Origin of the sequence: Nonomuraea sp. NPDC003560, assembly GCF_042878785.1 — a bacterium.
In the GTDB taxonomy this organism is placed as follows: domain Bacteria; phylum Actinomycetota; class Actinomycetes; order Streptosporangiales; family Streptosporangiaceae; genus Nonomuraea.
On record NZ_JBIAOF010000006.1, the window covers coordinates 388,356 to 412,888 of the forward strand.

20 protein-coding genes are annotated in these 24,533 nt (G+C 69.6%); 13 read left to right on the forward strand and 7 right to left on the reverse strand.

Features of this window, described 5'->3' with window-relative positions; all coding sequences use genetic code 11:
• Positions 1-17: 17 nt before the first annotated feature.
• The 4 genes from ACFYUV_RS25460 to ACFYUV_RS25475 all read right to left on the reverse strand — a co-directional run bounded on the left by ACFYUV_RS25460 (position 18) and on the right by ACFYUV_RS25475 (position 5,475).
• Entirely contained in the window at positions 18-1,082 is a 1,065-nt protein-coding gene (locus ACFYUV_RS25460; protein WP_387671766.1) for a mannosyltransferase family protein, read from the reverse strand.
• The gene (locus tag ACFYUV_RS25465) at positions 1,079-2,395 is read right to left on the reverse strand and encodes a glycosyltransferase family 87 protein (RefSeq protein ID WP_387671768.1); all 1,317 of its coding nucleotides are present in this window, start codon (positions 2,393-2,395) and stop codon (positions 1,079-1,081) included. Before ACFYUV_RS25465 ends, ACFYUV_RS25460 begins: the two co-directional genes overlap by 4 nt.
• Positions 2,392-4,857, reverse strand: coding sequence for a transglycosylase domain-containing protein (locus ACFYUV_RS25470; RefSeq protein WP_387671769.1), 2,466 nt, complete (start codon positions 4,855-4,857; stop codon positions 2,392-2,394). The genes ACFYUV_RS25465 and ACFYUV_RS25470 overlap by 4 nt, the downstream gene beginning before the upstream one ends.
• Before the next feature lie 231 nt (positions 4,858-5,088).
• Complete coding sequence (locus ACFYUV_RS25475) at positions 5,089-5,475, reverse strand: DUF5318 family protein (protein ID WP_352322948.1); 387 nt, start codon at positions 5,473-5,475, stop codon at positions 5,089-5,091.
• A gap of 133 nt (positions 5,476-5,608) precedes the next feature.
• Here ACFYUV_RS25475 and ACFYUV_RS25480 point away from each other — a divergent pair, with 133 nt between their 5' ends.
• Together ACFYUV_RS25480 and ACFYUV_RS25485 are read left to right on the forward strand one after the other, a co-directional pair.
• Entirely contained in the window at positions 5,609-6,193 is a 585-nt protein-coding gene (locus ACFYUV_RS25480) for a PadR family transcriptional regulator (RefSeq protein ID WP_352322949.1), read from the forward strand.
• A 13-nt stretch (positions 6,194-6,206) separates the two neighbouring features.
• The gene (locus tag ACFYUV_RS25485; protein ID WP_352362269.1) at positions 6,207-7,286 is read left to right on the forward strand and encodes an inositol-3-phosphate synthase; all 1,080 of its coding nucleotides are present in this window, start codon (positions 6,207-6,209) and stop codon (positions 7,284-7,286) included.
• A gap of 26 nt (positions 7,287-7,312) precedes the next feature.
• Here the strand turns inward: ACFYUV_RS25485 and idi are convergent, their stop codons facing one another.
• A complete protein-coding gene (gene idi, locus ACFYUV_RS25490) occupies positions 7,313-7,897 on the reverse strand; it encodes an isopentenyl-diphosphate Delta-isomerase (protein ID WP_387671771.1) in 585 nt (194 codons plus the stop codon).
• 95 nt (positions 7,898-7,992) lie between these two features.
• On the opposite strand from idi, the gene ACFYUV_RS25495 reads away from it, so the two are divergent.
• A complete protein-coding gene (locus ACFYUV_RS25495) occupies positions 7,993-9,282 on the forward strand; it encodes an MFS transporter (RefSeq protein ID WP_387671773.1) in 1,290 nt (429 codons plus the stop codon).
• On the opposite strand, the gene ACFYUV_RS25500 is transcribed toward ACFYUV_RS25495, so the two are convergent.
• The gene (locus ACFYUV_RS25500; RefSeq protein WP_387671775.1) at positions 9,262-10,686 is read right to left on the reverse strand and encodes a CCA tRNA nucleotidyltransferase; all 1,425 of its coding nucleotides are present in this window, start codon (positions 10,684-10,686) and stop codon (positions 9,262-9,264) included. The genes ACFYUV_RS25495 and ACFYUV_RS25500 overlap by 21 nt on opposite strands.
• Before the next feature lie 130 nt (positions 10,687-10,816).
• On the opposite strand from ACFYUV_RS25500, the gene ACFYUV_RS25505 reads away from it, so the two are divergent.
• The 8 genes from ACFYUV_RS25505 (at position 10,817) to trxA (ending at position 19,739) form a co-directional block, all read left to right on the forward strand.
• On the forward strand, positions 10,817-11,341 hold the full coding sequence (locus ACFYUV_RS25505) for a YbaK/EbsC family protein (RefSeq protein WP_387671777.1): 525 nt from the start codon (positions 10,817-10,819) through the stop codon (positions 11,339-11,341).
• 44 nt (positions 11,342-11,385) lie between these two features.
• On the forward strand, positions 11,386-13,494 hold the full coding sequence (locus ACFYUV_RS25510) for a DUF6049 family protein (RefSeq protein WP_387671779.1): 2,109 nt from the start codon (positions 11,386-11,388) through the stop codon (positions 13,492-13,494).
• Positions 13,491-15,095, forward strand: a complete 1,605-nt coding sequence (gene murJ, locus ACFYUV_RS25515; protein ID WP_387671780.1) for a murein biosynthesis integral membrane protein MurJ — start codon at positions 13,491-13,493, stop codon at positions 15,093-15,095. The genes ACFYUV_RS25510 and murJ overlap by 4 nt, the downstream gene beginning before the upstream one ends.
• 230 nt (positions 15,096-15,325) lie before the next feature.
• Positions 15,326-16,843 (forward strand): serine/threonine protein kinase, encoded by a 1,518-nt coding sequence (locus ACFYUV_RS25520; RefSeq protein ID WP_387671782.1) that lies wholly within the window; start codon positions 15,326-15,328, stop codon positions 16,841-16,843.
• Between the two features lie 16 nt (positions 16,844-16,859).
• Positions 16,860-17,495, forward strand: a complete 636-nt coding sequence (sigM, locus tag ACFYUV_RS25525) for an RNA polymerase sigma factor SigM (protein WP_352322958.1) — start codon at positions 16,860-16,862, stop codon at positions 17,493-17,495.
• The gene (locus ACFYUV_RS25530; protein ID WP_387671783.1) at positions 17,485-18,357 is read left to right on the forward strand and encodes an anti-sigma factor family protein; all 873 of its coding nucleotides are present in this window, start codon (positions 17,485-17,487) and stop codon (positions 18,355-18,357) included. Before sigM ends, ACFYUV_RS25530 begins: the two co-directional genes overlap by 11 nt.
• A 124-nt stretch (positions 18,358-18,481) precedes the next feature.
• Positions 18,482-19,414 (forward strand): thioredoxin-disulfide reductase, encoded by a 933-nt coding sequence (gene trxB / locus ACFYUV_RS25535; protein WP_387671785.1) that lies wholly within the window; start codon positions 18,482-18,484, stop codon positions 19,412-19,414.
• 10 nt (positions 19,415-19,424) lie between these two features.
• Complete coding sequence (gene trxA / locus ACFYUV_RS25540) at positions 19,425-19,739, forward strand: thioredoxin (RefSeq protein WP_352322961.1); 315 nt, start codon at positions 19,425-19,427, stop codon at positions 19,737-19,739.
• Between the two features lie 77 nt (positions 19,740-19,816).
• On the opposite strand, the gene ACFYUV_RS25545 is transcribed toward trxA, so the two are convergent.
• Entirely contained in the window at positions 19,817-20,434 is a 618-nt protein-coding gene (locus ACFYUV_RS25545) for a GNAT family N-acetyltransferase (RefSeq protein WP_352322962.1), read from the reverse strand.
• Between the two features lie 155 nt (positions 20,435-20,589).
• On the opposite strand from ACFYUV_RS25545, the gene ACFYUV_RS25550 reads away from it, so the two are divergent.
• Positions 20,590-21,936 (forward strand): PLP-dependent aminotransferase family protein, encoded by a 1,347-nt coding sequence (locus ACFYUV_RS25550; RefSeq protein ID WP_387671787.1) that lies wholly within the window; start codon positions 20,590-20,592, stop codon positions 21,934-21,936.
• A 129-nt stretch (positions 21,937-22,065) separates the two neighbouring features.
• Positions 22,066-23,022, forward strand: coding sequence for a D-alanine--D-alanine ligase (locus ACFYUV_RS25555; protein ID WP_352362290.1), 957 nt, complete (start codon positions 22,066-22,068; stop codon positions 23,020-23,022).
• The last annotated feature ends 1,511 nt before the right edge of the window (positions 23,023-24,533 follow it).

Sequence of the window (24,533 nt, forward strand, 5' to 3'; positions counted from 1 at the left end):
AGAAACGGGTAGAGACTTCAGCCCGCCCAGGCGCCCGTGAGGAAGCGGGCCGCGTTCAGGTACATGAGCGGCCCGCAGATCACCGCGTACAGCACGATCACCCAGGGCTTCCTGGTCGCGACCTTGGCGACCAGGACCCACAGCGGGAACCACAGCAGCAGCGAGCGCGGGATCGACAGGTAGTAGGCCGAGGTCATCAGCGCCGCCGCCTGCAACCCGCAGTAGACGGCCTCGCTCCACCTGCGCAGCGCCAGCAGCCACACCAGCACGCCCACCGCCAGCACGGCCCCGGCGATCTCCATGCGGAAGGCCACCGCGAAGTCGTCGGCGCCCATGGCCGAGTTCCACGTCGTGCGCCACGCCTGCCAGGGCCAGACGAAGTCGCGTCCCCAGCCGGCCTCCTGCGCGTGCTTCCACGCCAGCCAGTCGCCCGAGCGCCGGTAGTGGTAGAAGGAGTACGCCGCCAGCGGAAGGAACGGCACCGCCAGCCAGCCGGCCCGCCGCCACGACTCCCTGCTCCTGACGAATTCCGCCGCCAGCGCGACCGCCAGGAACAGGCCGGTGATCCGCACGCACGACGCCCCCGCCGCCAGCAGGACGGCCTGCGGCCAGCGTCCGAGCCGGGCGGCCAGCCACGCGGGGATCGCGAAGGCCAGGAACAGCGACTCGCTGTAGCCCGCCGCCAGGAACACGGCCATCGGGAACAGCAGCAGCGCCAGCACCGCCATCCAGCCGGTCGCGCCCTCGAACTCGGCCAGCCGGGCCAGGGCGACCATGGCCACCGCCCCGGCGACCAGCGAGATCAGCAGCCCGCAGATCGCCCAGTCGGGCACCACGAGATGCACCGCGCGCAGCACGACCGGCAGGCCGGGGAAGAACGCGGGCAGGCCGTCGTCGGGTGGTTTGCCCGGTTCGCCGTCGTACCCGTACTGGGCGATGGTGACGAACAGGCCGGCGTCCCATTGGCGCCACTTGCCGGCGTACTCGGCCAGGGTCAGGCCGAGCAGCGTGGACAGCAGGAGCCCGGCCCGCGATCCGAGCCACAGCAGCAGCGCGTCCCGAGCGGCCGAGCGGGTGATCATCGTGTCTTCAGCACGAACCGGTCGGGGGCGTCGTCGAACACCCCGCCCGCCTGGTCGTCGACGCCGTCCTGGCGCACCACGTCCCGGTCCGGACGCAGGATGTCACGGACGACGAACGCCATCATGATCCCGATGGTGATGACCCGTCCCCAGACGGCGGTGAAGTACGTGTTGTCCCCGATGCCCAGGTCGTCCCTGCTGAGCGGGGGCTGGGCGAGCAGGTAGAGCCAGATCGCCGCGAAGTACCAGACCTCGGCGAGCTGCCACAACGCCAGCGGCTTCCACCTGGGCCTGGCCAGCACCGCGAACGGCACCAGCCACAACACGAACTGCGGCGACCACACCTTGTTCGTCATCATGAAAGCGGCCAGGGCGAGGAAGCAGAGCTGCGCCAGCCGGGGCCGGCGCGGCGCGGTGAGCGCGAGCACGGCGATGCCCAGGCAGAGCGCGGCCAGCGTCACCATGCCGAGGGTGCTGACGTCGGCCTCGCCCAGGACCCCCCAGCCCTTGCGCTGGAAGAACAGCCACGGAGAGCCCCAGTCGATCCCGCGTTCCTGGGAGAAGACGTAGAACCGGCGCCAGCCGTCCCAGGCGAAGACCATGAAGGGCACGTTCACCACGAGCCAGGCCCCCGCGGCCGACCCCAGCGTCACCAGGAACGGCCGCCAGCGCGCGGTCCGCAGCGTGAGCAGGAACAGCGCGCCGAGGAACATCAGCGGGTAGAACTTGGTCGCGATCGCCAGCCCGAGCAGCACGCCCGCGAGCACCTGCCGCCTGCGCGCCCAGGCCAGCAGCATGCCCATCGACAGCGCGCCGGCGACCAGGTCCCAGTTGATGTACGCGGCCAGGATCACGGCGGGCGAGATCGCGTACCACAACGCGTCCCACCGGCGGGTGGGCCCGGCCACCGCCGCCATCAGCAGGACGCCGGCCACCAGGCAGACGCCGAGCAGCAGGACCGTGAGGTCGTAGAAGCGGACGGCCTGCGCGACCTGGTCGAGCTCCAGCTTCCGCGAGATCCAGGCGATGGCCTGCATCACCTCGCCGAGCACCACGGGGTACTCGACCTGCTTGTCGAACGGCACGTCGGCGAAGTACGGGTTCTGGGTCGCGAGCTGCCGGTCGAAGTACAGCGGGTAGATGTCGGTGTAACAGAAGTTCGTGTACGTCTGGACCTGGTCGTTCCACCCACCGGTCCGGCACGGCAGCCGCACGACGTAGCCGAGGACGGCCCCCAGGGCGGCGATCAGCCCCAGGGGCAGGTACGGCACGGCACGCGCCGCCAGCGGGACGCGTGCCTCGGTCGTGGTCACCACTCCTCGTGTCGGGCGCTCATCTGCGAGGTTCCCGTCGGCCGGGAGTCGGGCACCTTGCCGCCTCCGCCGCCGCTCAGGATGCCGTGGTCGTCGGCCTCGGGGATGCCGGTGTCCTGGGAGTCGTCGGTGACGTCACCGCTGTCGTCGTTGCACGGCGCGACCAGGCAGTTCTGGTCGCTGCCGTCGTCGAAGGGGTTGTCCGAGCCGTCGTCGAACGGGTTCGTGGCGGTCGGGGTCGGCGTCGGCACCGGGCGCTCCACGATGTTCTCCGGCAGGCCGATGTCGGCCTTCTGCGGGAACTGCTCGATCGGCTTGCCCTCGTGGGCGGCGAGCATGAACCGCCGCCAGGTCGCGGTGGGCGGGCCGGCGCCCTCGAAGCCGAGCGGGGCTTCCACGGCCGTGGTGTACGGGTTGTTCGGGCCGTACTTCTTGCTCGGCTTCTTCTCGTTGGGGACGACGGGACAGTTCGAGTGCCGGGGCTGAACGGTCTTGCCCGTCTTGGTCACGCACTGCTCGCGGTAGAACCCCACAGCAGCGGAGATCTGCGGCGTGTAACCGACGAACCAGGCTTCCTTCTCGTTGTTGTTGGTGCCGGTCTTGCCGGCCGCGGGCCGGTTGCCGAGGCCCTGGCCGGCGGCGGTGCCGCTCCTCAGCACCTCCTGCATGGCCGTCGTCGCGTCGGCGGCCACCTCCGCGTCGATGACCCTGGTCGAGGTCCGCTGCTCGGGGTAGACGACCTGGCCGTTCAGCTTGACGTCCTGGACCACGTGGTACTTGGTGTACTTGCCACCGTTGGCGAAGATCGAGTATCCGGCGGCCTGCTCGACCGGCGTCACCAGGGCGCTGCCGATGGCGAACTGGAACTGGTGGTCCTTGACGTCCCGGTCCATGCGCCCCTTGTCGAACCCGGCGTTCTCCACGAGCTCCTTCACCTCGTCGAGCTTCCTGGGCAGCTTGTACGCCATCGACACGTACGCGGTGTTGACGGACTGAGCTGTGGCCTTGACCACGTCGACGGCCTGGCCGACGTTGTGGCTGTTGCGGAAGCCGCCGTCCTGCTGGCCGGGGATGACCTTCGGCACGGTCTGGTTGCCCGGCACGTAGCTCTTGAGCGAGTAACCGGCCTGCAGCCAGGCCGCCAGCACGTACGGCTTGAACGCCGACGCGGCCTGCTTCTGGGCGTCGAAGGGCTCGTTGAACGGGTCGGTGATGAAGTTCGAGCCGCCGTAGAAGGCCAGGACCCGGCCGTTCCTCGGGTCGACGGCGGCCAGACCGGCGTGGAACTCCTTCGACATGTTCGCCGTCGTGGCCTCGACGGCCGTCTTGGCGGCCTTCATGAGCTTCTCGTCGAAGGTCGAGGTGATCTGGTAGCCGCCGCTCCTGACCATGTCGGGGGTGAGCTTGCGCTGCTTCAGCTCCTCCAGCACCTGCGTGATCATGTAGCCGCGCAGGCCCGCGTACACCTCCTTGATCTCACCCTTGTAGACCTTGGGGAACTTCGCCTTCGCCGGCAGGTCGCCGTACTTCTGGGGCCACTGCTCGGCCATGTACTTGATGGTCGTGCTCCACCGGTCGCGCAGGCCGGGGTCGTCGGGGCCCCAGCTCGGGCGCTGGATGCGGGCCGCCAGGTAGGCGCCCTGCTCGGGGGTCAGGTCCTTGGCGTGCACGTTCTTGCCGAAGTACGCCTGCGAGGCGGCCTCGACGCCGTAGGCGAGGCCGAAGTTCACGGTGTTGAGGTAGCGGGCGAGGATCTCTTCCTTGGACAGCGACTGGTTGAGCTTGACCGCGACGAAGATCTCCTTGAGCTTGCGCTTGACGGAGACCTCCTGGCTGAGGCCGTCGTAGTAGCCGCGGGCCATCTGCTGGGTGATGGTCGAGGCGCCCTGGAGCTGCTGGCCGGTCGCGGTCATCCACACCGAACGGGCCATGCCCGAGAGGGAGACGCCGGAGTCCTCGTAGAACGTCTTGTTCTCGATGGCGACCGTGGCGTCCTTGACCGTCTCCGCCATCTTGTCGATGGTGACGGTCTGCCGGGGCACGCCGAGCTTGGCGAGGACCTTGCCGTTGCGGTAGTAGAGCGTGCTCTGCTGCGCCACCGCCGACGCCTGCGTGCCCTCGGGCACCGGCGTGAGGTTGTACGCGACCATGATCATGCCGAAGATGCCGGCCGCCAGCACGACCACGCTGGCCACGACGATCTTCCAGCTCGGCACGAACCGGCGCCAGCCGCCGCGCTTCCTGTCCGGCGGGCCGGGCGGCTCGGGGGGCTCGCCCTGCCCGCTCGCCCGGCGCGAGCGCCTGGGCGGCGCGTCGCTGACCATCGTCTCCTGGTTGCTCAGCGAACGCGTGTCCTGCCGGGCCCGGGAGCGGCCGCGCGGCGTCGGCTCCTCGCGCCCCTGGGGCGCCCCGCGCTGGGGCTGCGGCCCGGAGGCGGGGTCGCCGTACGGCTGCGCGGACATCGCGCCCGTCTGCTCGTACGCGGCTTCAGGACGACGCTGCTGCTGCGAGGCACCCCAATCGGAATCGCCGGTTTGGGGAGGAGAACCTGGGGGCACAGAACGGGATGAGTTGGAGCGACGGCGCCTTCCCGGGCGGGCCGTCCCCTCATTCATGCTGTTACTCACACGTCCTCGCATCGTCGTCGGATAAAAACGGCGTATGGGCGTGAGGTGACTCGCCGCCCTCGGTGTTCACGGTTGGCCGACGAGGTCTGGCGGTCCGTTGCCGAGGACGAACGAGACCGTCAGGTGGTTCCAGGAACAACCTTGGCAGACCTCGACGACGTACACCCGGAACTCATCGTAATCATGGGCCATTTCGACAAGCTCTGACGTGGCCTTTGCCTGACCGGCATGCCGTCCCAGCGAATCGCCGAAGACATAGGTCACGTTGGTGACGTTCTCCCTCTCGCACACCGGGCAGAGACGTTCGGTCGGCTCGCCGAACACGCGGGCCGCGCGAAGGAGGTACGGCTGTGCGTCACAGAGGTCCCCGCGCGAGGCACGGCCCACCTCCAGGGAACGGACCGCTGCCCGCTTGGCGAGGCCGTAGTCCACCACCCTCCGCTGTGACCACATGAGCGCCAGACTACGGCGTTTTACCGAATCATCCCAACGGCTTGGCAAATCCTTTGATTGCGGCCTTATAGCGAATCGACGTATCCTCTGGATGTATCGACTCGATACATCGACGCGAGAGGGGGCGGTTCCAGTGGCCAGCGGACAAGGCAGAGTTCTGGAGCTAGCCGTGCTCGGGTCGCTGCACGAACAGCCGCTCCACGGCTATGAGCTGCGCAAACGGCTCAACGCCCTGTTGGGCATGTTCCGTGCGTTCTCCTATGGATCGCTGTACCCCTGTCTGCGATCACTACTGGCCCAGGGCCTCATCGTGGAGGAGCAGCCCGCTCCCGCCACGATCGTCGGCGGCCGGTCGAAAATCGTCTACAAGCTCACCGCGGAGGGCAAGGAACGCCTCCAGGAGCTGCTGACCCAGGCCGGCCCGTCAGCCTGGGAGGACGAGAGCTTCGGTGTGCACTTCGCCTTCTTCAGGCACACGGAGGCCGAGGTGCGCCTGCGCATCCTCGAAGGCCGCCGCAGCCGCCTGGAGGAGCGCCTCGACAGCGTGCGCACGGCGCTGGCCCGTACCAGGGAGCGGCTCGACAGCTACACGCTGGAGCTGCAGCGCCATGGGCTCGAGTCGGTCGAACGCGAGGTGCGTTGGCTGAACGAGCTGATCGCCACGGAGCGGCGGGCCTCGGAAGGGCCCGAGAGAGATACCACGTCAACTGATGAGTAAGGGAGCGAGTGCGATGGGTTCGGTTCGCGTGGCCATTGTCGGCGTCGGCAACTGCGCGTCTTCGCTGGTCCAGGGCGTCCACTACTACAAGGATGCGGACCCGGCCGCACGAGTGCCGGGCCTGATGCACGTGAAGTTCGGTGAGTACCACGTAGGTGACGTCGAGTTCGTCGCCGCCTTCGACGTGGACGCCAAGAAGGTCGGCCGCGACCTGTCCGAGGCGATCGTCGCCAGCGAGAACAACACCGTGAAGATCACCGATGTGCCGCCCACGGGGGTGACCGTGCTGCGCGGCCACACCTTCGACGGTCTGGGCGAGTTCTACCGCGAGATCATCGAGGAGTCCGACGAGGAACCCGTCGACGTGGTCAAGGTGCTCCGCGACAACCAGGTCGACGTGCTGGTGTCGTACCTGCCGGTGGGATCGGAGGAGGCCGACCGTTTCTACGCGCAGTGCGCCATCGACGCCAAGGTGGCGTTCGTCAACGCGCTGCCGGTCTTCATCGCCTCCGACCCCGAGTGGGCCGAGAAGTTCACCGAGGCCGGGGTGCCGATCGTCGGCGACGACATCAAGTCGCAGGTCGGCGCCACCATCACGCACCGCGTGCTGGCCAAGCTGTTCGAGGACCGCGGTGTCGAGCTGCTGCGCACGTACCAGCTCAACTTCGGCGGCAACATGGACTTCATGAACATGCTGGAGCGCAGCCGGCTCCAGTCGAAGAAGATCTCCAAGACGCAGTCGGTCACCTCGCAGATCCCGCACGAGATGGGCAAGGCCGACGTGCACATCGGCCCGTCGGACCACGTGCCGTGGCTCGACGACCGCAAGTGGGCGTACGTGCGCCTGGAGGGCCGCTCGTTCGGCGACACCCCGCTGAACCTGGAGTACAAGCTGGAGGTCTGGGACTCCCCCAACTCGGCCGGCATCATCATCGACGCCGTGCGCGCGGCCAAGATCGCTCTTGACCGGGGCATCGGCGGCCCGATCCTGTCGGCGTCGTCGTACTTCATGAAGTCGCCGCCGGAGCAGTACTCCGACGACGAGGCCCGCGAGTACGTCGAGAAGTTCATCAGGGGCGAGGTCGAGCGCTGACCTGTGGGCCCCTCGCGGCCGCGGCTTCAGCCGCGCGCGGCGGGGGGCAGTTCGTCGTCGGAGGCGGGAGACCAGGTCATCGGGTCGGCGCCCAGCTCGCTGAGCAGCGGCACCTGTTCCCTGCACCACGGTGAGATCGCCAGCAGGCCGCTGCGCACGCCCTCGGCGAACTCCTTCCACGGCATCCAGCGCACCTCGCCCACCTCGTCGGGGTTGGGCGCCACCGGGGTGTCGACCGTGACGCGGTAGACCGGGCACAGCTCGTGCTCGACGATGCCGTTGCCCATGACGGCGCGGTAGGAGAAGCCGGGCAGCATGAGGTCGGCGCCGCCGGCGTGCAGGCCCAGCTCGTAGGAGAGCCTGCGGATGACCGCCCGGCCGAGCGGCTCGCCCGGCAGCGGGTGGCCGCAGCAGCTGTTGGTCCAGACGCCGGGCCAGGTGATCTTGTGGCTGGCCCGCCTGGTGAGCAGCACGCGGCCCTCGGGGTCGAAGACGTAGCTGGAGAAGGCTAGATGGAGCGGGGTCTCCCGGCCGTGCACCGACGTCTTGGGCGCGGTGCCGAGCGCGTGCCCCTCGCGGTCGACCAGCACAACGTGTTCCTCAGTGGTCACGCTTTGAAGCGTACGAGATCGCCATGCACGTTCGGAACCCGCCCGGCCACCTCCGGCGCATCCTATGCCGCAGTGCGCCCGGCTAGGCTGACGGGGTGTCATTCGTCGCCGATCTCCGCGTCGTCCTCCAAGGCCGTGACTTCCGACGGCTGTTCGGCACGCGGCTGGTCTCCCAGTTCTCCGACGGGATCTTCCAGTTCGGCGTCACGAACTTCGCCTTCTTCAGCCCCGAGAAGCAGACGACGGCCCTGGCGGTGGCCGCCGGCCTGGCCGTGCTGTTCCTGCCGTACAGCGTGCTCGGGCCGTTCGTCGGGGTGTTCATCGACCGGTGGTCGCGGCGGCAGATCCTGGTCATAGCGCCGTTCGTGCGCGGTGGGCTGCTGCTGGTCGCGGCGGCGCTGGTCGCCTCCGACGCGCCCGATCCCGTCTTCTACGCGGCCGCGCTCGGCGTGCTCGGGGTCAACCGGTTCTTCCTGGCCGCGCTCGGCGCCTCGCTGCCGCACGTGGTGCCGTCCGACCGGCTGATGGCGGCCAACGCGGTGACGCCGACCTGCGGCACCGTGGTCACGTTCGTCGGCGCGGGCGTCGGGTTCCTGCTGCGCGAGGTGCTCGGCGACGGCGACCGGGGCATCGGGCTGCTGCTGGCCGTGTCCGGCGTGATGTTCGGGCTGAGCGCGCTGGTCGCCCGCACGATGGACCGCGCGCTGCTCGGCCCCTCCTACGACCCCGACCAGCCCCACGCCCGCGAGGCCCTGCGCAACGTGGTCGTGGGCCTGGTCGACGGCGCCCGGCACCTGGCGCGCCACCGCGAGGCAGCCGCGACCATGGGCGCGATGGCCGCCCACCGCTTCCTGTACGGCATGGCCACCGCCCTCGGCATCATCCTCTACCGCTACTACTTCACCGACGGCGACCCCGACGCCGCCCTGCGCGGGATCGGCCTGGTGGTGGCCGCCTCCGGCTTCGGCTACTTCCTCGCGGTGATCATCACCCCGTACGCGACCGAGCGGTTCGGCATCGGCCCCTGGGTGGTCATCGCGCTGTCCTCGGCCGGCGTGCTGGCGGGCGCGCTGGTCCTGCCGTTCCAGACGTGGGGGCTGCCGGTGGCCGGCTTCGTGCTGGGCGTGGCCGGGCAGAGCGTCAAGATCTGCGCCGACACGACCGTCCAGCGCGACGTCGAGGACGCCTATCTCGGCCGTGCCTTCTCGCTCTACGACATGCTCTTCAACGGCATGTACGTGCTGGCCGCCGCGCTCTCGGCCGCGATCCTGCCGCCCAACGGCAAGTCGTACCTGGCCGTCGTGATCATCACGGTGGGCTACCCCCTTGCGGCGCTGGCCTACCGGATGGTCACGACGTCGTCGTCACGCTCCCAGGCCGTTTGACCGCGCCCAGTCGAGCAGCGCCTGGGTGGCCGCCTCCTTGCCGAGCACGCCCTTGTCCAGCCTGAGGTCGAGCAGGAACTTGTACGCCCGGCCCACCACGGGCCCGGGGCCCACGCCGAGCACGGCCTGGATCTCGTTGCCGTCGAGCTCGGGCCGGATCTTGGCCAGCTCCTCCTCCTCGGCGAGCCGGGCGATGCGCTCTTCGAGCTGGTCGTAGGTGCGCGACAGCGCCGCCGCCTTGCGCTTGTTGCGGGTGGTGCAGTCGGCCCTGGTCAGCTTGTGCAGCCGGCCGAGCAGGTGGCCGGCGTCGCGCACGTAGCGGCGCACGGCGCTGTCGGTCCACTCCCCCGTGCCGTAGCCGTGGAAGCGCAGGTGGAGCTCGACCAGCTGGGAGACGTCGGCCACGACGTCCTTGGGGAACCGCAGCTCGGTCATGCGCTTCTTGGTCATCTGCGCGCCGACGACCTCGTGGTGGTGGAACGACACCCGCCCGCCGGCCTCGTGGCGCCGGGTCTTGGGCTTGCCGATGTCGTGCATGATCGCGGCCCAGCGCAGGATCCGGTCGGGCTTGCCGTCCTCCTCCTGGGCGATGGCCTGGTCGAGGACGGTCAGGCTGTGCTCGTAGACGTCTTTGTGCCGGTGGTGCTCGTCGATCTCCAGGCGCAGCTTGGGCAGCTCGGGCAGCACGTGCGCGGCCAGGCCCGTCTCCACCAGCAGGCGCAGGCCCTCGCGCGGGTTGGCGCCGCAGAGCAGCTTGTCGAGCTCGTCGCGGATGCGCTCGGCCGAGACGATCTCGATGCGCTCGGCCATCGCGGTCATCGCCGCCAGGGCGGCCCGGTCGACGCCGAAGCCGAGCTGGGAGGCGAACCGGGCGGCCCTGAGCATGCGCAGCGGGTCGTCGGCGAACGAGCGCTCGGGGGTGCCGGGCGTGCGCAGCCGCTTGGCGCGCAGGTCGTCGAGGCCGCCGTAGGGGTCGACGAACTCGTGGCCGGGCAGGCGCACCGCCATCGCGTTGACCGCGAAGTCGCGCCGCTCCAGGTCGGCCTCCAGCGTCTCGCCGTAGGCGACCTCGGGCTTGCGCGACTTGGGGTCGTAGGACTCGCTCCGGTACGTGGTGATCTCGATCAGCCAGTTGCCCTTGCGCAGGCCGACGGTGCCGAAGTCGATGCCGATCGTCCACACGGAGTCGGCCCAGTCCCTGACGACGTCGAGCACCCTGTGGGGGTTGGCGTCGGTGGTCAGGTCGAGGTCGTTGCCGACGCGGCCCAGCAGGATGTCGCGCACGGGGCCGCCGACGAGGGCCAGCTCGTGGCCGTGGTCGGCGAACAGGCGGCCGAGCTCGTCGGCCACCGGTGCGATCTTGCGGAACAGGTCGTGCATCGCCCGCTGCTGGCTTTCGGTCATTGTTGAGTCGGACAAACCCTGTCGGTCCTTCGATTCCGGAACATATCCCCCGAGCCACATCAGGTCCGGGTTACCTTCGGTCTGGGGACCGTCGGGGGCCATGGAACAGGGCGAGACGGAGGAGGACTTCATGAAGGACGCCCTCGCGATCCACCGCTGGCTCCTCGCACACCAGGTCCATCATGAGATCGTACGCCTTCCGCGCCCCATGACTTGCGCGGAGGAACTGCCGGAGACGGTCCGCGCGGAGCCCGGGCGGTGCGTCGTGGTCACCGTGTTCGACGTCGCCACCAGGATCGGCAGCGAGGTCGTCGTCGCCGTCGTCGCCACCGCGGCGACCCCGCCCCAGCCCGGCGTCGTCGGCGGCCTGCTGGGCGCCCGCCAGGTGCGGCCGGCGCCGGCCTTCCTGGTCAACTCGGCCACCGACTACACCGACGGGCTCGTCTGCCCGCTGCTGCTGCCGGAGTCGCTTCCGGTGCTCATCGACGACCGGCTCGTCGCCGACGACATGGCGGTCTTCACCGCCACCGGCGAACGGCACACCGCGCTCTGTCTTCGTGCGCTCGACCTGCTGAATCTCCTCACCGGCAAGACCGTCGACCTGCGTACGCCCCGACCACGGGGAACACGCGAGGCGGTCGCGCCGCGGCACTGAACCCGTACCATTGCGGGCGTGCGCCGTCGTACCCCAGCTCTGGCATGCGTGTGATCCGTAAGATCGCGCTGCTCGCCGTGATGTCCGTCGCGTCGCTCGCCCCCATGGTGGCGGCGGCGCCGAACTCTGCTGCCACGGTGGAGGCGGCGCGGGAGACGCTCTCGGTCTCCATCACGTCGATCACGCCACAGGTGACGCGCAGCCCGACCGACGAGATCAAGTTCACCGGCACGGTCCGCAACGACACCGGAACCGCGCTCGGCCCCCTCCGCGTACGCCTGCGCTACACCAGCGAGCGTTTCTACGACCGCGCCTCGATGGCGGCGTACCAGAGCGACCAGAACAACGTCACGCTGCCCGGAAACGTCTCCCGCACCTCGGCCATGGACATCCCGGCCCTGGCCGTCGGCGGGCAGGCCACCTGGACGTTCACGGCGACCCCGATCCAGCTGGGCTACCGCGCGTTCGGCGTCTACCGGATCGCCGTCGACGTCTCCCAGAACGAAGTGCCGATCTCGGCGCAGCGCACGTTCCTCACCTATGCCCCGCCCACCACGCCGAAGCTGCCGCGCAACAAGCTGGCCGTCGCCCTGCCCGTCATCGACCAGCCCCACCGGGGCTCCGACGAGACGTTGTTCGTCGACGACAAGCTGAGCCAGTCGCTCAGCGGCAAGGGCCGCCTGGCCGACCTGGCCCGCATCGCGCAGACGGCGCCGAAGAGCGTCACCTGGTTCGTCGAGCCCTCGCTGCTCGACGACCTGAAGGCGATGACCAAGGGCTACCACGTCAAGACCAAGAACGGCACAGAAGGCAAACCGGCCAACGACACCGCCGGCACCTGGCTGTCCACCATGAGCACGGCGCTGGCCTCCTCCCCCGTCATCGCCACCCCCTACGGCGACCCCGACGTGGCGGCCCTGGCCCACCAGGGGCTCGACGCGCAGCCCGGCCGGGCGATCGAGCTCGGCGGCCAGACCGCCCGGGCGCTGCTCAACCGCAACGCGCAGACCTCGATCAACTGGCCCCCCGCGGGCGTGCTCGACGCCGACGCGCTCGACCTGCTCTCGGTCAGCCCCGGCAAGGTCACCACCGTCCTGCTCAACTCCACCAACCTGCCGCCGCAGCCGCCCGTCGCCCACACGCCCGACGCCGTCGCCACCCTCGACAGCGTCGCCGGGCCGATCAAGGCGCTGGTCGCCGACGCCGAGCTGAGCCGGCTGTTCGAGCCGACCGCGCCCACGACGGTCCTGCTCAGCACGCAGCGCTTCATCGCCGAGACCGCGATGATCGCCGCCGAGGCCGGACAGGTAGAGCCGCGGTCGCTGGTGGTCGCGCCGTCGCGCCGCTGGGACCCCAACCCGACGCTGGTCACCAGCCTGCTGAAGACCGCGGAGAAGCTGCCGTGGCTCTCGCTGACCAAACTCGACTCGATCAAGCCGAGCAAGACGGCCACGCCGCGGGCCGGGCTCACCTACACCGAGCAGGACCGCAAGGAGGAGCTGAGCGCCAAGTACCTGGCCCCCGTCAGGGAGGTCGCCACGCAGGCGCAGCTCACCGCCTCCGTCACCGCCTCGGTCGCCGGGACCAGGACGCCCTCGGCCTTCGACGCCGCGGTGCTCAGGCTCACCTCGTCGGCCTGGCGCAACAACACCCGCGCCGGCCGCGCGGTGACCAAGCTCGTCGGCACGGCCGTGGACGAGCGCATCGACAAGATCCAGATCACCGACGCGCCGCGCACTCTGGCCGGCAGCAACGGCGTGGTGCCCATCAGCGTGAAGAACTCGCTCGACAAGTCGGTCACCCTGCACATCGACGTCAAGTCCAACGACCGCGGGCGGCTGCAGATCCAGCCCGTGCCGCCGGAGCCGCTGGTGATCGGCGGCAACCAGAGCGGCACGCTGCAGGTGAAGATGAACGCCACCACCAGCGGCGACGCCACCGTCACCGTGCAACTGCGCACGATCGACGGCCTGCCCTACGGCAAGCCGGAGCGACTGACCATCCGCACCACCGGCTACACCGGCATCGCCCTGGTCATCGTGGGCGCCGCGCTGACGGTGATGCTCGCCGCCGTCGTGACGCGGATCCTGCGCCGCCGGTCCGAGCGACGGCTCGCGCGAGCGGGCAAATCCCGGGAGAGTGAGACCGTATGAGCCGCATGCTGCGGGCCAGCGCCATCATGGCGGCGGGCACGATGGTGTCCAGGGTCACCGGATTCGCCCGCACGATGGTGCTGGCCTACGCCATCGGCACCGCGGCGCTGGGCGACTCCTACAACGCGGCCTACGCGATCCCGTACAGCATTCTCGACCTGCTGCTGCTCGGCGTGCTGAGCAGCGTCGTGGTGCCGATGATCGTCCGGGCGCAGCAGCACGACCCCGACGGCGGCCGGGCCTACGAGCAGCGGCTGCTGACGCTGGCCACCGCCGTGCTGGTCGTGGTGGCCGCGGTGGCCGTGCTGGGCGCGCCGCTGCTCATCGACCTCTACACCGACTGGGACCGCGGCAGCATCAAGTTCGAGACCGGGGTCATGCTGGCCCGGTTCATCCTGCCGCAGCTCGCCTTCTTCGGCATCGGCGCGGTCGCCGGCGCCATCCTGAACACCCGCGACCGCTACGGCGCTCCCATGTGGGCGCCGGTGCTCAACAACCTGGTCGTCATCTGCGTGTTCGTGGCCTACGCCGTGGTCGGCAGCGGGTCCGACATCGAGGCGGTCACCACCGGCGACCTCGCGCTGCTCGGTCTCGGCACCACGGCGGGCATCGTCGCCCAGGCGGTGGTGCTGATCGTCGCGCTGAAGCGGGTGGGGTTCTCGTTCGTGCCGCGCTTCGACGTGCGCAACGCCCGGCTGGGCGAGATGGGCAGGGCCGGGGTCTGGACCATCGGCTACGTGGTGGTCACCCAGCTCGGGTTCATGCTGACGACCAACCTGGCCAGCTCGGCGGGCAACGAGGTGGCCGGCCACGGCATCAGCCCGTACACGCTGGCTTTCCAGCTCTTCCAGCTTCCGTACGGGATCATCGGCGTGTCGGTGATCACGGCGATGCTGCCCCGGATGAGCCGGGCGGTGGGCGAGGGCCGGCTCGACGACGTGCGCAGCGAGTTCGGGTCGAGCGTGCGGCTCATCTGCTCGCTCATGGTGCCGGTCTCGCTGCTGCTGATGGTGCTCGGCCCGGCGATCACCGTGCCGATCTACGGCCACGGCGCCAACAGCGTCGCCGACGCCGTCTACATCGGGAACGTGTTGCAGGTCTACGGCCTGGCGCTGGTGCCGTTCGCGGTGTTCCAGCTCCTGCTGCGGGTGTTCTACAGCTTCGGCGACACCCGTACGCCGGTGTTCGTGGGGGCCGGCACGACCGCGGTCAACGCGTTGCTCATGGTGATCTTCTTCGTGCTGCTGCCCGCCCGCTACGCGGTGATGGGGCTGGCGCTGGCGTACGCCGTCGCGTACGGGCTGGGCGCGGTCCTGGCCTGGACGCTGGCCAGCCGCCGCGTCCAGGGCCTGGGCGGCTGGACCATCGGCACGGCGCTGACCAGGATGTACCTGGCCTCGCTGCCCACGGCCGTGCTGGGGCTGCTCACGGTCTGGGTGGTCACTCAGCTGTTCGGTGGTCTGGGTTTCGTCAACTCGCTGATTGTCCTGGCCGTGGGTGGTGGGCTGGGACTGTTGCTCTATCTCGCCGTCGCCCACAGGATGCGCATAGCGGAGGTCAACTCACTCGTTGGTATGGTCGCCAGACGCGTAGGTCGGTAGTAATTGGGAAATCCGGCATATGGACGGACTTGACCACGACGGCTGACGAGTTTCCCGTTGGCAAAGAACTCGGGCGGAATCGACTCGGCACTACCATGGTGCCCGACACGCGCGAATGGAAGCAGGAGGGGCGTGGGCGGATCCACCCGGCATAGCGTGCCTACGTGGGACACCACCACGCAGGTGAGTCGAGTCATGAGCACGCCCGATCGGCCTAGCGGAGAGAGCCTGTGAGCACGTCGGCCGTGGAACCCGGCACCCGACTGGCCGAGCGCTTCCGGCTGGAGGACCGCGTCAGCGAGTCCGACGGCGCGACCCTGTGGAAGGCGATCGACGAGATCCTCGCGCGCCCGGTGGCGGTGCACACGTTCGATCCCGACTTCCCGCGCGTGCACGAGGTCGTCACCGCCGCCCGTGCCGCGAGCCGGCTCACCGACCCGCGCCTGACGCAGGTGTTCGACGCCGGCGAGGACGACAAGCACTCCTACGTGGTCAGCGAGTGGGTCACCGGCGAGACGCTGACCGACCTGCTCGCCGCCGGCCCGCTGGAGCCCGACCGCGCGGCCGGCCTGGTGGCCGAGGCCGCCGAGGCGCTGGCGCACGCCCACGAGGCCAAGCTCTACCACCTGTGCCTGCGCCCGTCCCACCTGGTCTGGACGACGGGCAACACGGTCAAGGTGCTCGGCGTGGCCGTCGACGCCGCGCTGTCCGGGCTCACCACCGACCAGCCCGCCCTCGACGACGCCGAAGGGCTGGGCAGGCTGCTGTACGCCGGCCTGACCGGCCACTGGCCCGGCGACGAGGAGGAGGGCGGCCTGCCCGCCGCTCCCATGATCGACGGGCACTTCTGCTCGCCGCGGCAGGTCACCGCCGGCGTCCCGAACTACCTGGACACCGTCACGGTCCGCGCCTGCCTTCCCGAGTCGCGCAGGGGGCAGGGCGCGCTGTCGAGCCCGTCCGAGGTCGCCGAGGCGCTGGCCGACGTGGCCCGGCCCATGCCGATCGCCATCTCCTACCCTTCGACGCCGGCGGTCGCCTCCGCCTCGCACACCGAGGGCCTCGACGTCGCCCACCGGCAGCAGCGCACCATGCCGCCACCGCCGCCCGTGCCGCGCCGGCCGCCCAGCCAGGGCGGCGGCAGCGTGCTCAACCGGGTGCTGATGACGCTGGTGGTGCTGCTGGTCATCGCCGCCGTGGGCGTCGGCGCCTGGACGATCGGCCGCAGCCTCGGCAGCCCCGCCACCCCCGAGGCGTCGGTCAGCCCGACCACCGGCAAGTCCTCCGCCTCGGCCTCGGCCCAGGCCGTCAAGGCCGACAAGGCCAAGGGCTTCGACCCGCTCGGCGACGACGGCGACGAGAAGTCCGACATCGCCGAGCTGGCCATCGACGGCAAACCCAGCACGGCCTGGACGACCCAGAGCTACGGCAACGCCGAGCTGGGAAACCTCAAGAAGGGCGTCGGCCTGCTGCTCGACATGGGCAAGTCCATGCAGATCAGCGACGTGGTGGCTACGCTGGGCAAGGCCGGCGGCGCGAGCGTCGAGCTGAAGGTCGGCGACTCCCCCGAGCTCGGCTCGCTCAAGACCGTGGCGACCGAGAAGAGCGCCTCGGGCAAGACCACCCTGACCCCCGACGATCCGGCAAGCGGTCGGTACGTTTTGATCTGGTTTACGCGCGTTCCGGCAGATGCGGGCCAGTTTCGTGGCACCATCTATGAAGTAGTGGTGCATTCTCCCGGATCGGCATAAATCAGGAATCTCTCTTGTGAACTCCCCACCCGAGACACCCTCACCAGCGGAGCGGCCGGCGATCACAGACGCCGAGCTGCTCACCGCGCACATCAACGGGGATCCACACGCGTTCAGCGAGATCGTCAAAAGGCACCGTGACCGCATGTGGGCGGTGGCGCTGCGTACTCTCGGTGACCCTGACGAGGCGGCGGACGCCGTTCAGGACGCGTTCGTCTCCGCATATCGCAAGGCCGCCTCGTTCCGAGGTGAGGCGGCCGTCACCACCTGGCTCCACCGCATCGTCGTCAACGCCTGCCTCGACCGGATGCGGCGCAAGTCCGTCCGTCCGGTGGCCGACGACGAACTGATCGAGGCCGCCGAGCGGGACAGCCCGCTCCCCGACCAGACCGTCGAGCGCGAGGTCTCGATGGAGGTTTCGGCCGCTCTGAAACTGCTGCCCGCCGACCAGCGGGCGGCTCTCGTGCTCGTGGACATGATGGGGTATTCCGTCGAAGACGCAGCTCAGGTGCTTCAGGTGCCCAGCGGCACCGTGAAGAGCAGATGCGCGCGGGGTCGCGCGAAACTTGCCCCAATTCTTTCGCATCTGCGGAACCGTTCGGACCTCAATCGCGTCTCATCCGCGAAGGGAGCAGAACTTCGTGACGGGTGATACGCACTACGATCTTGAGGTCCTGGCCGAGCTGGCAGAGGATCTCTTGGACGCCGCGACGGCACGCCGGGTCCGCGAGCATCTCGCGGTCTGCGACCCCTGTGGGGAGCTCCTGGCAGACCTGGCGGCGGTTCGCGAGGTGCTCGCGGCGACCCCCACACCGGCCATGCCGATGGGCGTCGCACTGCGCATCGACAAGGCGCTGGCCGCCGAGGCGGAGTCCCGCCGCGGGGGCGTCGACCTCGTGGAGACACCGGACTGGGACAGGCTCATGCGGGACTCCCCGTGGGAGCAGCCGGCGGCGGAGACGCCCGAGCCGGTACGTCTCGGGGTGGTCTCCGACGACGGCACGATCGTCCCGGCCCGGACCAGGTCGGTACGGCGGCGCAGGTGGGCCATGCCCGCCGTGGCGGCGTCGGCGGCGGCCGCGGTGGTGGTCGGCACGCTGGCGGTCTCGGGCGGGTTGCTGGCCGGCGGGGACGGACCGGGCGGTTCGTCCGGGCCCACGGTGGCGCAGCCCGCGACACCGTCGAAGCCCCATCTGCGGGCGAGGGCCTACGCGCTGACCGACAGCAACTACAACTACAGCGACCGGGAGCTGCGCCAGCCGCTGCTCGGGTACTTCGGCGCCGCTCCGGCCCTCGAAGGCCCCACGGACACCGCCAGGGTCGACCGATGCGTCGGCAAGGTGGCCGCCCGTTCGAAGCTGAAGACGTTCGCGGTCGACCAGGGCCAGTACAACGGCCAGGAGGCGCTGATCGTGGCCTCCTGGAAGGACCAGGCCGCCAAGAAGCTGCGCATCGACATCGTCGACCCGTTCAACTGCAAGAACCTGCGCAAGCCCACATTGGGCCGCTGGTAATCGAAAGCCCACGTCAGAGCCCGCTTCGGCGGGCTCTTTCGTTTTGCGGGCAGGGCCGGGAATCAGCGCGGCCTAGGATCTGTTGAGCCCGAAGCAAACAGCAGACGAGGAAGGCGTGGGAGCGTTGAGCGACGTTCGTAACGTGATCATCATTGGGTCGGGCCCTGCGGGCTACACCGCGGCCGTCTACTCCGCGCGCGCCGAACTCAAGCCGCTGGTCTTCGAGGGCTCCGTGACGGCGGGCGGTGCGCTCATGAACACCACCGACGTGGAGAACTTCCCCGGTTTCCCCGACGGCATCATGGGCCCCGACCTGATGGACAACCTGCGCAAGCAGGCCGAGCGCTTCGGCGCCGAGCTGGTGGCCGACGACGTGGTCGAGGTCGACCTGGAGGCCAACCCCAAGGTCGTCAAGACCCACACCGACACCTACTACGCCAAGTCGGTGATCCTGGCCATGGGCTCGGGCTACCGCGAGCTCGGCCTGGAGAACGAGAAGCGCCTGTCCGGCCACGGCGTGTCCTGGTGCGCCACCTGCGACGGCTTCTTCTTCCGCAACAAGGACATCGTGGTCGTGGGCGGCGGCGACACCGCCATGGAGGAGGCGACGTTCCTGACCCGGTTCGGGCGCATGGTGACGGTCGTCCACCGCCGTGACGAGCTGCGCGCCAGCAAGATCATGCAGGAGCGCGCGTTCGCCAACGAGAAGATCCGGTTCGTCTGGGACTCCGAGGTCGTCGACGTGCTCGGCGACACCAAGGTCGAGGCGGTCAAGCTGCGCAACGTCAAGACCGGCGAGGAGTGCGAGCTGGCGACCGACGCGCTGTTCCTGGCCATCGGTCACGACCCGCGCACCGACCTGGTCAAGGGCCAGGTCGAGCTCGACGACGACGGGTACATCAAGGTCGCCTCGCCGTCGACCGCCACCAACATCGACGGCGTGTTCGCGGCCGGCGACGTCGTCGACCACACCTACCGCCAGGCCATCACCGCGGCCGGCACCGGCTGTGCCGCCTCGCTCGACTCCGAGCGCTGGCTGGCCAACAACGAGAAGTAAGGAGCGCACCGTGAAGGCAGTTACCGACGCCACGTTCGAGACCGAGGTCCTCAAGAGCGACAAGCCCGTGCTGGTCGACTTCTGGGCCGAGTGGTGCGGCCCGTGCCGTCAGGTCGCGCCCATCCTGCAGGAGATCGCGAACGAGCACGGCGACAAGCTTGAGATCGTCAAGCTGAACATCGACGAGAACCCCGAGGTTCCCCGCCAGTACGGCGTGCTCCAGATCCCCACGATGAACGTCTACAAGGGGGGCGAGGTCGTGAAGCAGATCATCGGCGCCAAGCCGAAGGCCATGCTGCTCCGCGAGCTCGACGGCATCATCTAGTCGCCCTCATGTGAGAGCCCCCTGCGGCGGTGCCCGCGGGGGGCTTTCGTTTGCCCTTCTTCGGCCCCCAAGAGCCGTCAGACGGGACGAAGGGCGCGCTCCGGGCTCATGGACCCCAGAAGGCGTTCGAGGGCCACCTCGACGTCCTCACGCCACGAGATGGCGCTCTTCAGCTCCAAACGCAGCCGCGGAAACCGCAAATGCGGTCGAACCGTCTTAAAACCCACAGAAAGCAAGTATTCAGCAGGAACTACACAACTAGGCTCTTCCCACTTCAGGTCGCCGAACGCCTCGATGGCTTTCACCCCGCGCCGGGTCAGATCCTTCGCCACGCCCTGGATCAGCATCCGGCCCAGCCCGCCGCCCGAGAACTCGGGGATGATGTGGGCCGTCATCAGCAGCACCGCGTCGGCGCTCACCGGCGAGGTGGGGAAGGCCAGCGAACGCGGGCTGTAGAGCGGCGGGCTGTAGAGGACGAACCCGGCCGGAACCCCGTCGACGTAGACGATTTTCCCGCAGCTCCCCCATTCCAGCAGCGTGCCGGAGATCCAGGCCTCCTTCTCCAGCCCGGAGTCGCCGGAATGGATGGCACGCTCGCCGCTGACGGGATCGAGCTCCCAGAACACGCACCGCCGGCAGCGGCGTGGCAGATCTTCGAGATTGTCCAGGGTTATGTTGACCAGCCGGCGCGACAACTACGGCCCCTATCGTCGACCCAGAAAAGCGCGCGAAAACCGCGTCCGTTGGTGGCATGGTAGCTCAGTGAAGATGCAGCCAGCGGATACCACGACGGTCGAGCCCGGTCACGAAGGACATGTCCGACTGGCGTAATCTGGTATTTCGGTCCGATATGACACCTAGGAGGTGGGCCGTGACGGAAGAGCTGGATCACGGTCAGACACCCGCGACCCAAGGGTCGCGCATCGACGCCTACGTCGACCGGTATGCCGCGCGAGCTACCGGGATGGTCGCCTCCGAGATCCGAGCTCTCTTCGCCGTCGCGTCGAGACCCGAGGTGGTCTCGCTCGCCGGCGGCATGCCGTACGTCACGGCGCTCCCCCTCGACATGGTCGGCGAGCTGGTCTCCGACCTGGTCACCACGCGCGGCACGGTCGCGCTGCAGTACGGTTCCGGCCAGGGCGACCCGCACCTGCGCGAGCAGATCTGCGACGTCATGCGGCTGGAGGGGATCGAGGCCGGGGCGAACGACGTCGTCGTCACCGTCGGTTCACAGCAGGCGCTCGACCTGATCACCCGGATCTTCATCGACCCGGGCGACGTCGTGCTCGCCGAAGGCCCCTCGTACGTCGGGGCCCTGGGGACGTTCTCCGCCTACCAGGCCAAAGTGGTCCACATCGCCATGGACGATCAGGGTATCGTGCCCGAATCGCTGGCGCAGACCATCTACGCGCTGGAGACCGCCGGAGCTCCCGTCAAGTTCCTCTACACGATCCCGACCTTCCAGAACCCGGCCGGCGTCACGCTCAACCTGGCCAGGCGGCAGCAGGTGCTCGACATCTGCCAGCGTGCCGGCATCCTCATCATCGAGGACAACCCGTACGGGCTGCTCGGCTTCGACGGCGAGCCCATGCGCGCCCTGCGCGCCGACAACCCCGACGGCGTGGTCTACCTGGGGTCGTTCTCCAAGACGCTCGCCCCCGGCTTCCGCGTCGGCTGGGCGCTCGCGCCGCACGCCATCCGCGACAAGCTGATCCTGGCCATGGAGTCGGCCGTGCTGTCGCACTCGGTGTTCACGCAGCTCGCCGTGGGCCAATTCCTGGCCACGCAGCCGTGGCGGGAGCAGATCAAGTCCTTCAAGGAGCTCTACCGCGAGCGGCGCGACTCCATGCTGGACTCCCTGGAGGCCCTGATGCCGCCCGAGGTCACCTGGACCCGGCCGGCCGGCGGCTTCTTCGTCTGGGCGACCCTGCCCGAAGGGCTCGACTCCAAGGCGATCCTGCCGCGGGCCGTGGCCGAGCGGGTGGCGTTCGTGCCCGGCACCGGGTTCTTCTCCGACGGCAGCGGCGCCCGGCACATGCGACTGTCCTACTGCTTCCCCGAGCCCGACCGCATCCGCGAAGGCGTCCGGCGCCTGTCCGGGGTGATCGAGCAGGAGATGCAGCTCCGGGACATGTTCGGCACCGGCTCCGGTCCCGAGCGGGCCGGCGTTGACACGCCGGGGCCCGAACTGGCCTAGCTTTCCTCGGTACGGCCGGCGCTCCCCGGGGACGGGGACGCCGGCCGTACTCGTGTGCGGGCCTCACCTACACCATTCGCCGCCAGCCGCCGGTACGGTTGGACGCGTACGATCAGCGGAGGAGATGTGATGAGCGATCTGGGCCACGTGCTCGTGCTGGCCGGGGGCCTCTCCTATGAGCGGGAGGTGTCCCTGCGCTCCGGCCGCCGGGTGAGCGAGGTGCTGCGCGCCACGGGCATCGACGTGGAGGCCCGCGACACCGACGCCTCCCTCGTGCCCGCCATCCTGGCCGACCCGCCCGAGGCGGTGTTCGTCACCCTCCACGGCGGCGCGGGCGAGGACGGCGCGATCCGTTCCGTGCTCGAACTCCTCGACGTGCCCTACGTCGGCGCCGGCCCCGACGCCTGCCGCGTGGCCTTCGACAAGCCCACCGCCAAGGCCGTCGTCCGCTCGGTCGGCCTGCGCACCCCCGAGTCCGTCACCCTCCCCCGGGAGACCTTCCACGACCTCGGCGCCACCGTCGTGCTCGGCCGCATCATCGACCGGCTCGGCCTTCCCCTGTTCGTCAAGCCCGCCCGCGGCGGCTCGGCGCTCGGCGCGTCCATCGTCCGCACGGCCGAAGAGCTGCCCGCCGCCATGGTCGGCTGCTTCGCCTACGGCGACACCGCCCTCATCGAGCGGTACGTCGAGGGCGTCGAGGTGTCGGTCTCGGTCGTCGACCTCGGCGAGGGGCCGGTGGCGCTGCCGGCCGTGGAGATCGTCCCCGACGCCGGCGTCTACGACTACGCCGCCCGATACACCGCCGGGCACACCGAGTTCTTCGCCCCCGCCCGCCTCTCCGCGGCCGCCGCCGAAGCCTGCGCCCGGATGGCCGTGACGGCGCACACGGCGTTGGGGCTGCGGGACATCTCCCGTACCGACCTGATCGTGGACGCGTCCGACGACCCGCACTTCCTTGAGGTGAACGTGGCGCCGGGAATGACGGAGACGTCGCTGCTGCCGATGGCGGCGGAGGCAGCGGGGCGCGACCTCGGCGACCTCTGCCGCACCCTCCTCCAAAACGCCGCCCACCGCCCCCGCCCCTAACCCTTTCCTGACCCGCTCCTCCTACGGCGGCTGTTCTCGCCCGCCGCCGCGGCAACTGGTCTTCTCCGCCGCGCGGCTGCTGTTCTTCTCCGCCGCGCGGCGGCTGTTCTTCTCCGCCGCGCGGCGGCTGCCTTCTTGTCGTGCCGCGGGAGCCACCCGTTGCCCGCGGCACGACAGCCCCCTTGGCCCGTCAGGCGATGACCGCTCCCGTCTTCGCACGGCTGCTCCTTGGCCCCTCGTGCAGCGCCGCCCATTGTCGCCGCACAACAGCCCTCTTCGTCCACAAGGCGACCACCGCTCTAGTCTCCTGCACAGCTGTCCCTTCATCCCCCGTGCAGCTCTGCCCTCTTGTCGTGCCGGTAGCGCCGCCCGTTGCCCGCCGCACGACAGCTCCCCATTCCGTCAGGCGACTACCGCTCGCGTCTTCCACGCGGCTGCCGCTCTCTTGTCCCCCGCGCGGCGCCTCCCGCAATTCGCCGCACGACAGCTCTCTTCGTCCGCCAGGCGACCACCGCTCACGTGCACCGCATGATGCTGCTCCTGCCCCCCGCTCGGCGCCTCACCTTGCCCGCCGCACGACAGCGCGCCTGTCCGCCGGGCAACCACCGTTCTCGCTCCCGCACGGCTGGTGCTACTGCCCTTCGTGCGGCGCCTTCCCTTGCCCGCCGCACGACAGCTCCCCCTGACCGCCGGGCAAGCATCGCTCCCGCCCTCCGGCGCGGCTGCTGCCACTGTTCCCCGCGCGGCTCCTACCGCCATCCGCCGTACGACAGCCCTCCTTGGCCGCATGGCCATGACCGCTTTCTTCCGTGGTGCGACGGCTCTCCTGTACTCAGGCGATGACCGCTCTTCCCATCATGCGGCTGCTGCTGCCTTGTCCACGCGGCCAGCCCACCTCTTCCCTGCAGCGGCCGCTCCTCCACCCCTTAGCACGGCAGCTCCTTCACTTCCCCGCGTGAGCCCTCCACCTTCCCGTCTCTCGCTCCGAATCCGGCCCTGATTCCTCGTCTCTCCTCTCCGCTCCTGTCTCCATCTCTTGCTTGAGACGAGCTCCTATCTCCTCACCCGCCCACCGTCGAAGTCGGCCTCTCCCTCTCCCTTGCAGGGATGCCTCCCGCAGCGCGTCACCCCGCCTCTGCACCAGAGCCCTGCAACCAACGCCTCTCCTGGGCGCGCCTCCTCAACGCGCTCCTCCCACGCCCCGTCGCTCCCCGTCTCCCCGCCCCCCGTAACCGCTGCTCGCCACCGCGCTCCCAGCCGTCCGCGCCTGCACCTCGCCCATCGCATGTCTTTCAGCGCGCCTCTCCTCGGCGCCTGTCACTAACCACCTTCACCGCACTTCTCTCAAGACGTCTCCCCCACGGCGCGTCACCGCTTCTCTTGCGGCAGGAATCTCCTCCGCGCCGCTCATGACGCGCCTTTCTCTGGCCGTCCGTCAGTGACCGTCTTTCGGCACCTCCCCTCAAGACCTCCGCTCGCAGCACGTCACCGCTTGTCCTTCAGCGCGCCTG

Bases quoted from the DNA above. Each gene is read 5' to 3' on its own strand.
- ACFYUV_RS25555 (WP_352362290.1), top strand. From the start codon at position 22,066: ATGAGCGATCTGGGCCACGTGCTCGTGCTGGCCGGGGGCCTCTCCTAT.
- ACFYUV_RS25500 (WP_387671775.1), bottom strand. From the start codon at position 10,686: ATGACCGAAAGCCAGCAGCGGGCGATGCACGACCTGTTCCGCAAGATC.
- ACFYUV_RS25470 (WP_387671769.1), bottom strand. From the start codon at position 4,857: ATGTCCGCGCAGCCGTACGGCGACCCCGCCTCCGGGCCGCAGCCCCAG.
- ACFYUV_RS25475 (WP_352322948.1), bottom strand. From the start codon at position 5,475: ATGTGGTCACAGCGGAGGGTGGTGGACTACGGCCTCGCCAAGCGGGCA.
- ACFYUV_RS25485 (WP_352362269.1), top strand. From the start codon at position 6,207: ATGGGTTCGGTTCGCGTGGCCATTGTCGGCGTCGGCAACTGCGCGTCT.
- ACFYUV_RS25460 (WP_387671766.1), bottom strand. From the start codon at position 1,082: ATGATCACCCGCTCGGCCGCTCGGGACGCGCTGCTGCTGTGGCTCGGA.
- murJ (WP_387671780.1), top strand. From the start codon at position 13,491: ATGAGCCGCATGCTGCGGGCCAGCGCCATCATGGCGGCGGGCACGATG.
- ACFYUV_RS25505 (WP_387671777.1), top strand. From the start codon at position 10,817: ATGAAGGACGCCCTCGCGATCCACCGCTGGCTCCTCGCACACCAGGTC.
- ACFYUV_RS25550 (WP_387671787.1), top strand. From the start codon at position 20,590: ATGACACCTAGGAGGTGGGCCGTGACGGAAGAGCTGGATCACGGTCAG.
- ACFYUV_RS25510 (WP_387671779.1), top strand. From the start codon at position 11,386: ATGCGTGTGATCCGTAAGATCGCGCTGCTCGCCGTGATGTCCGTCGCG.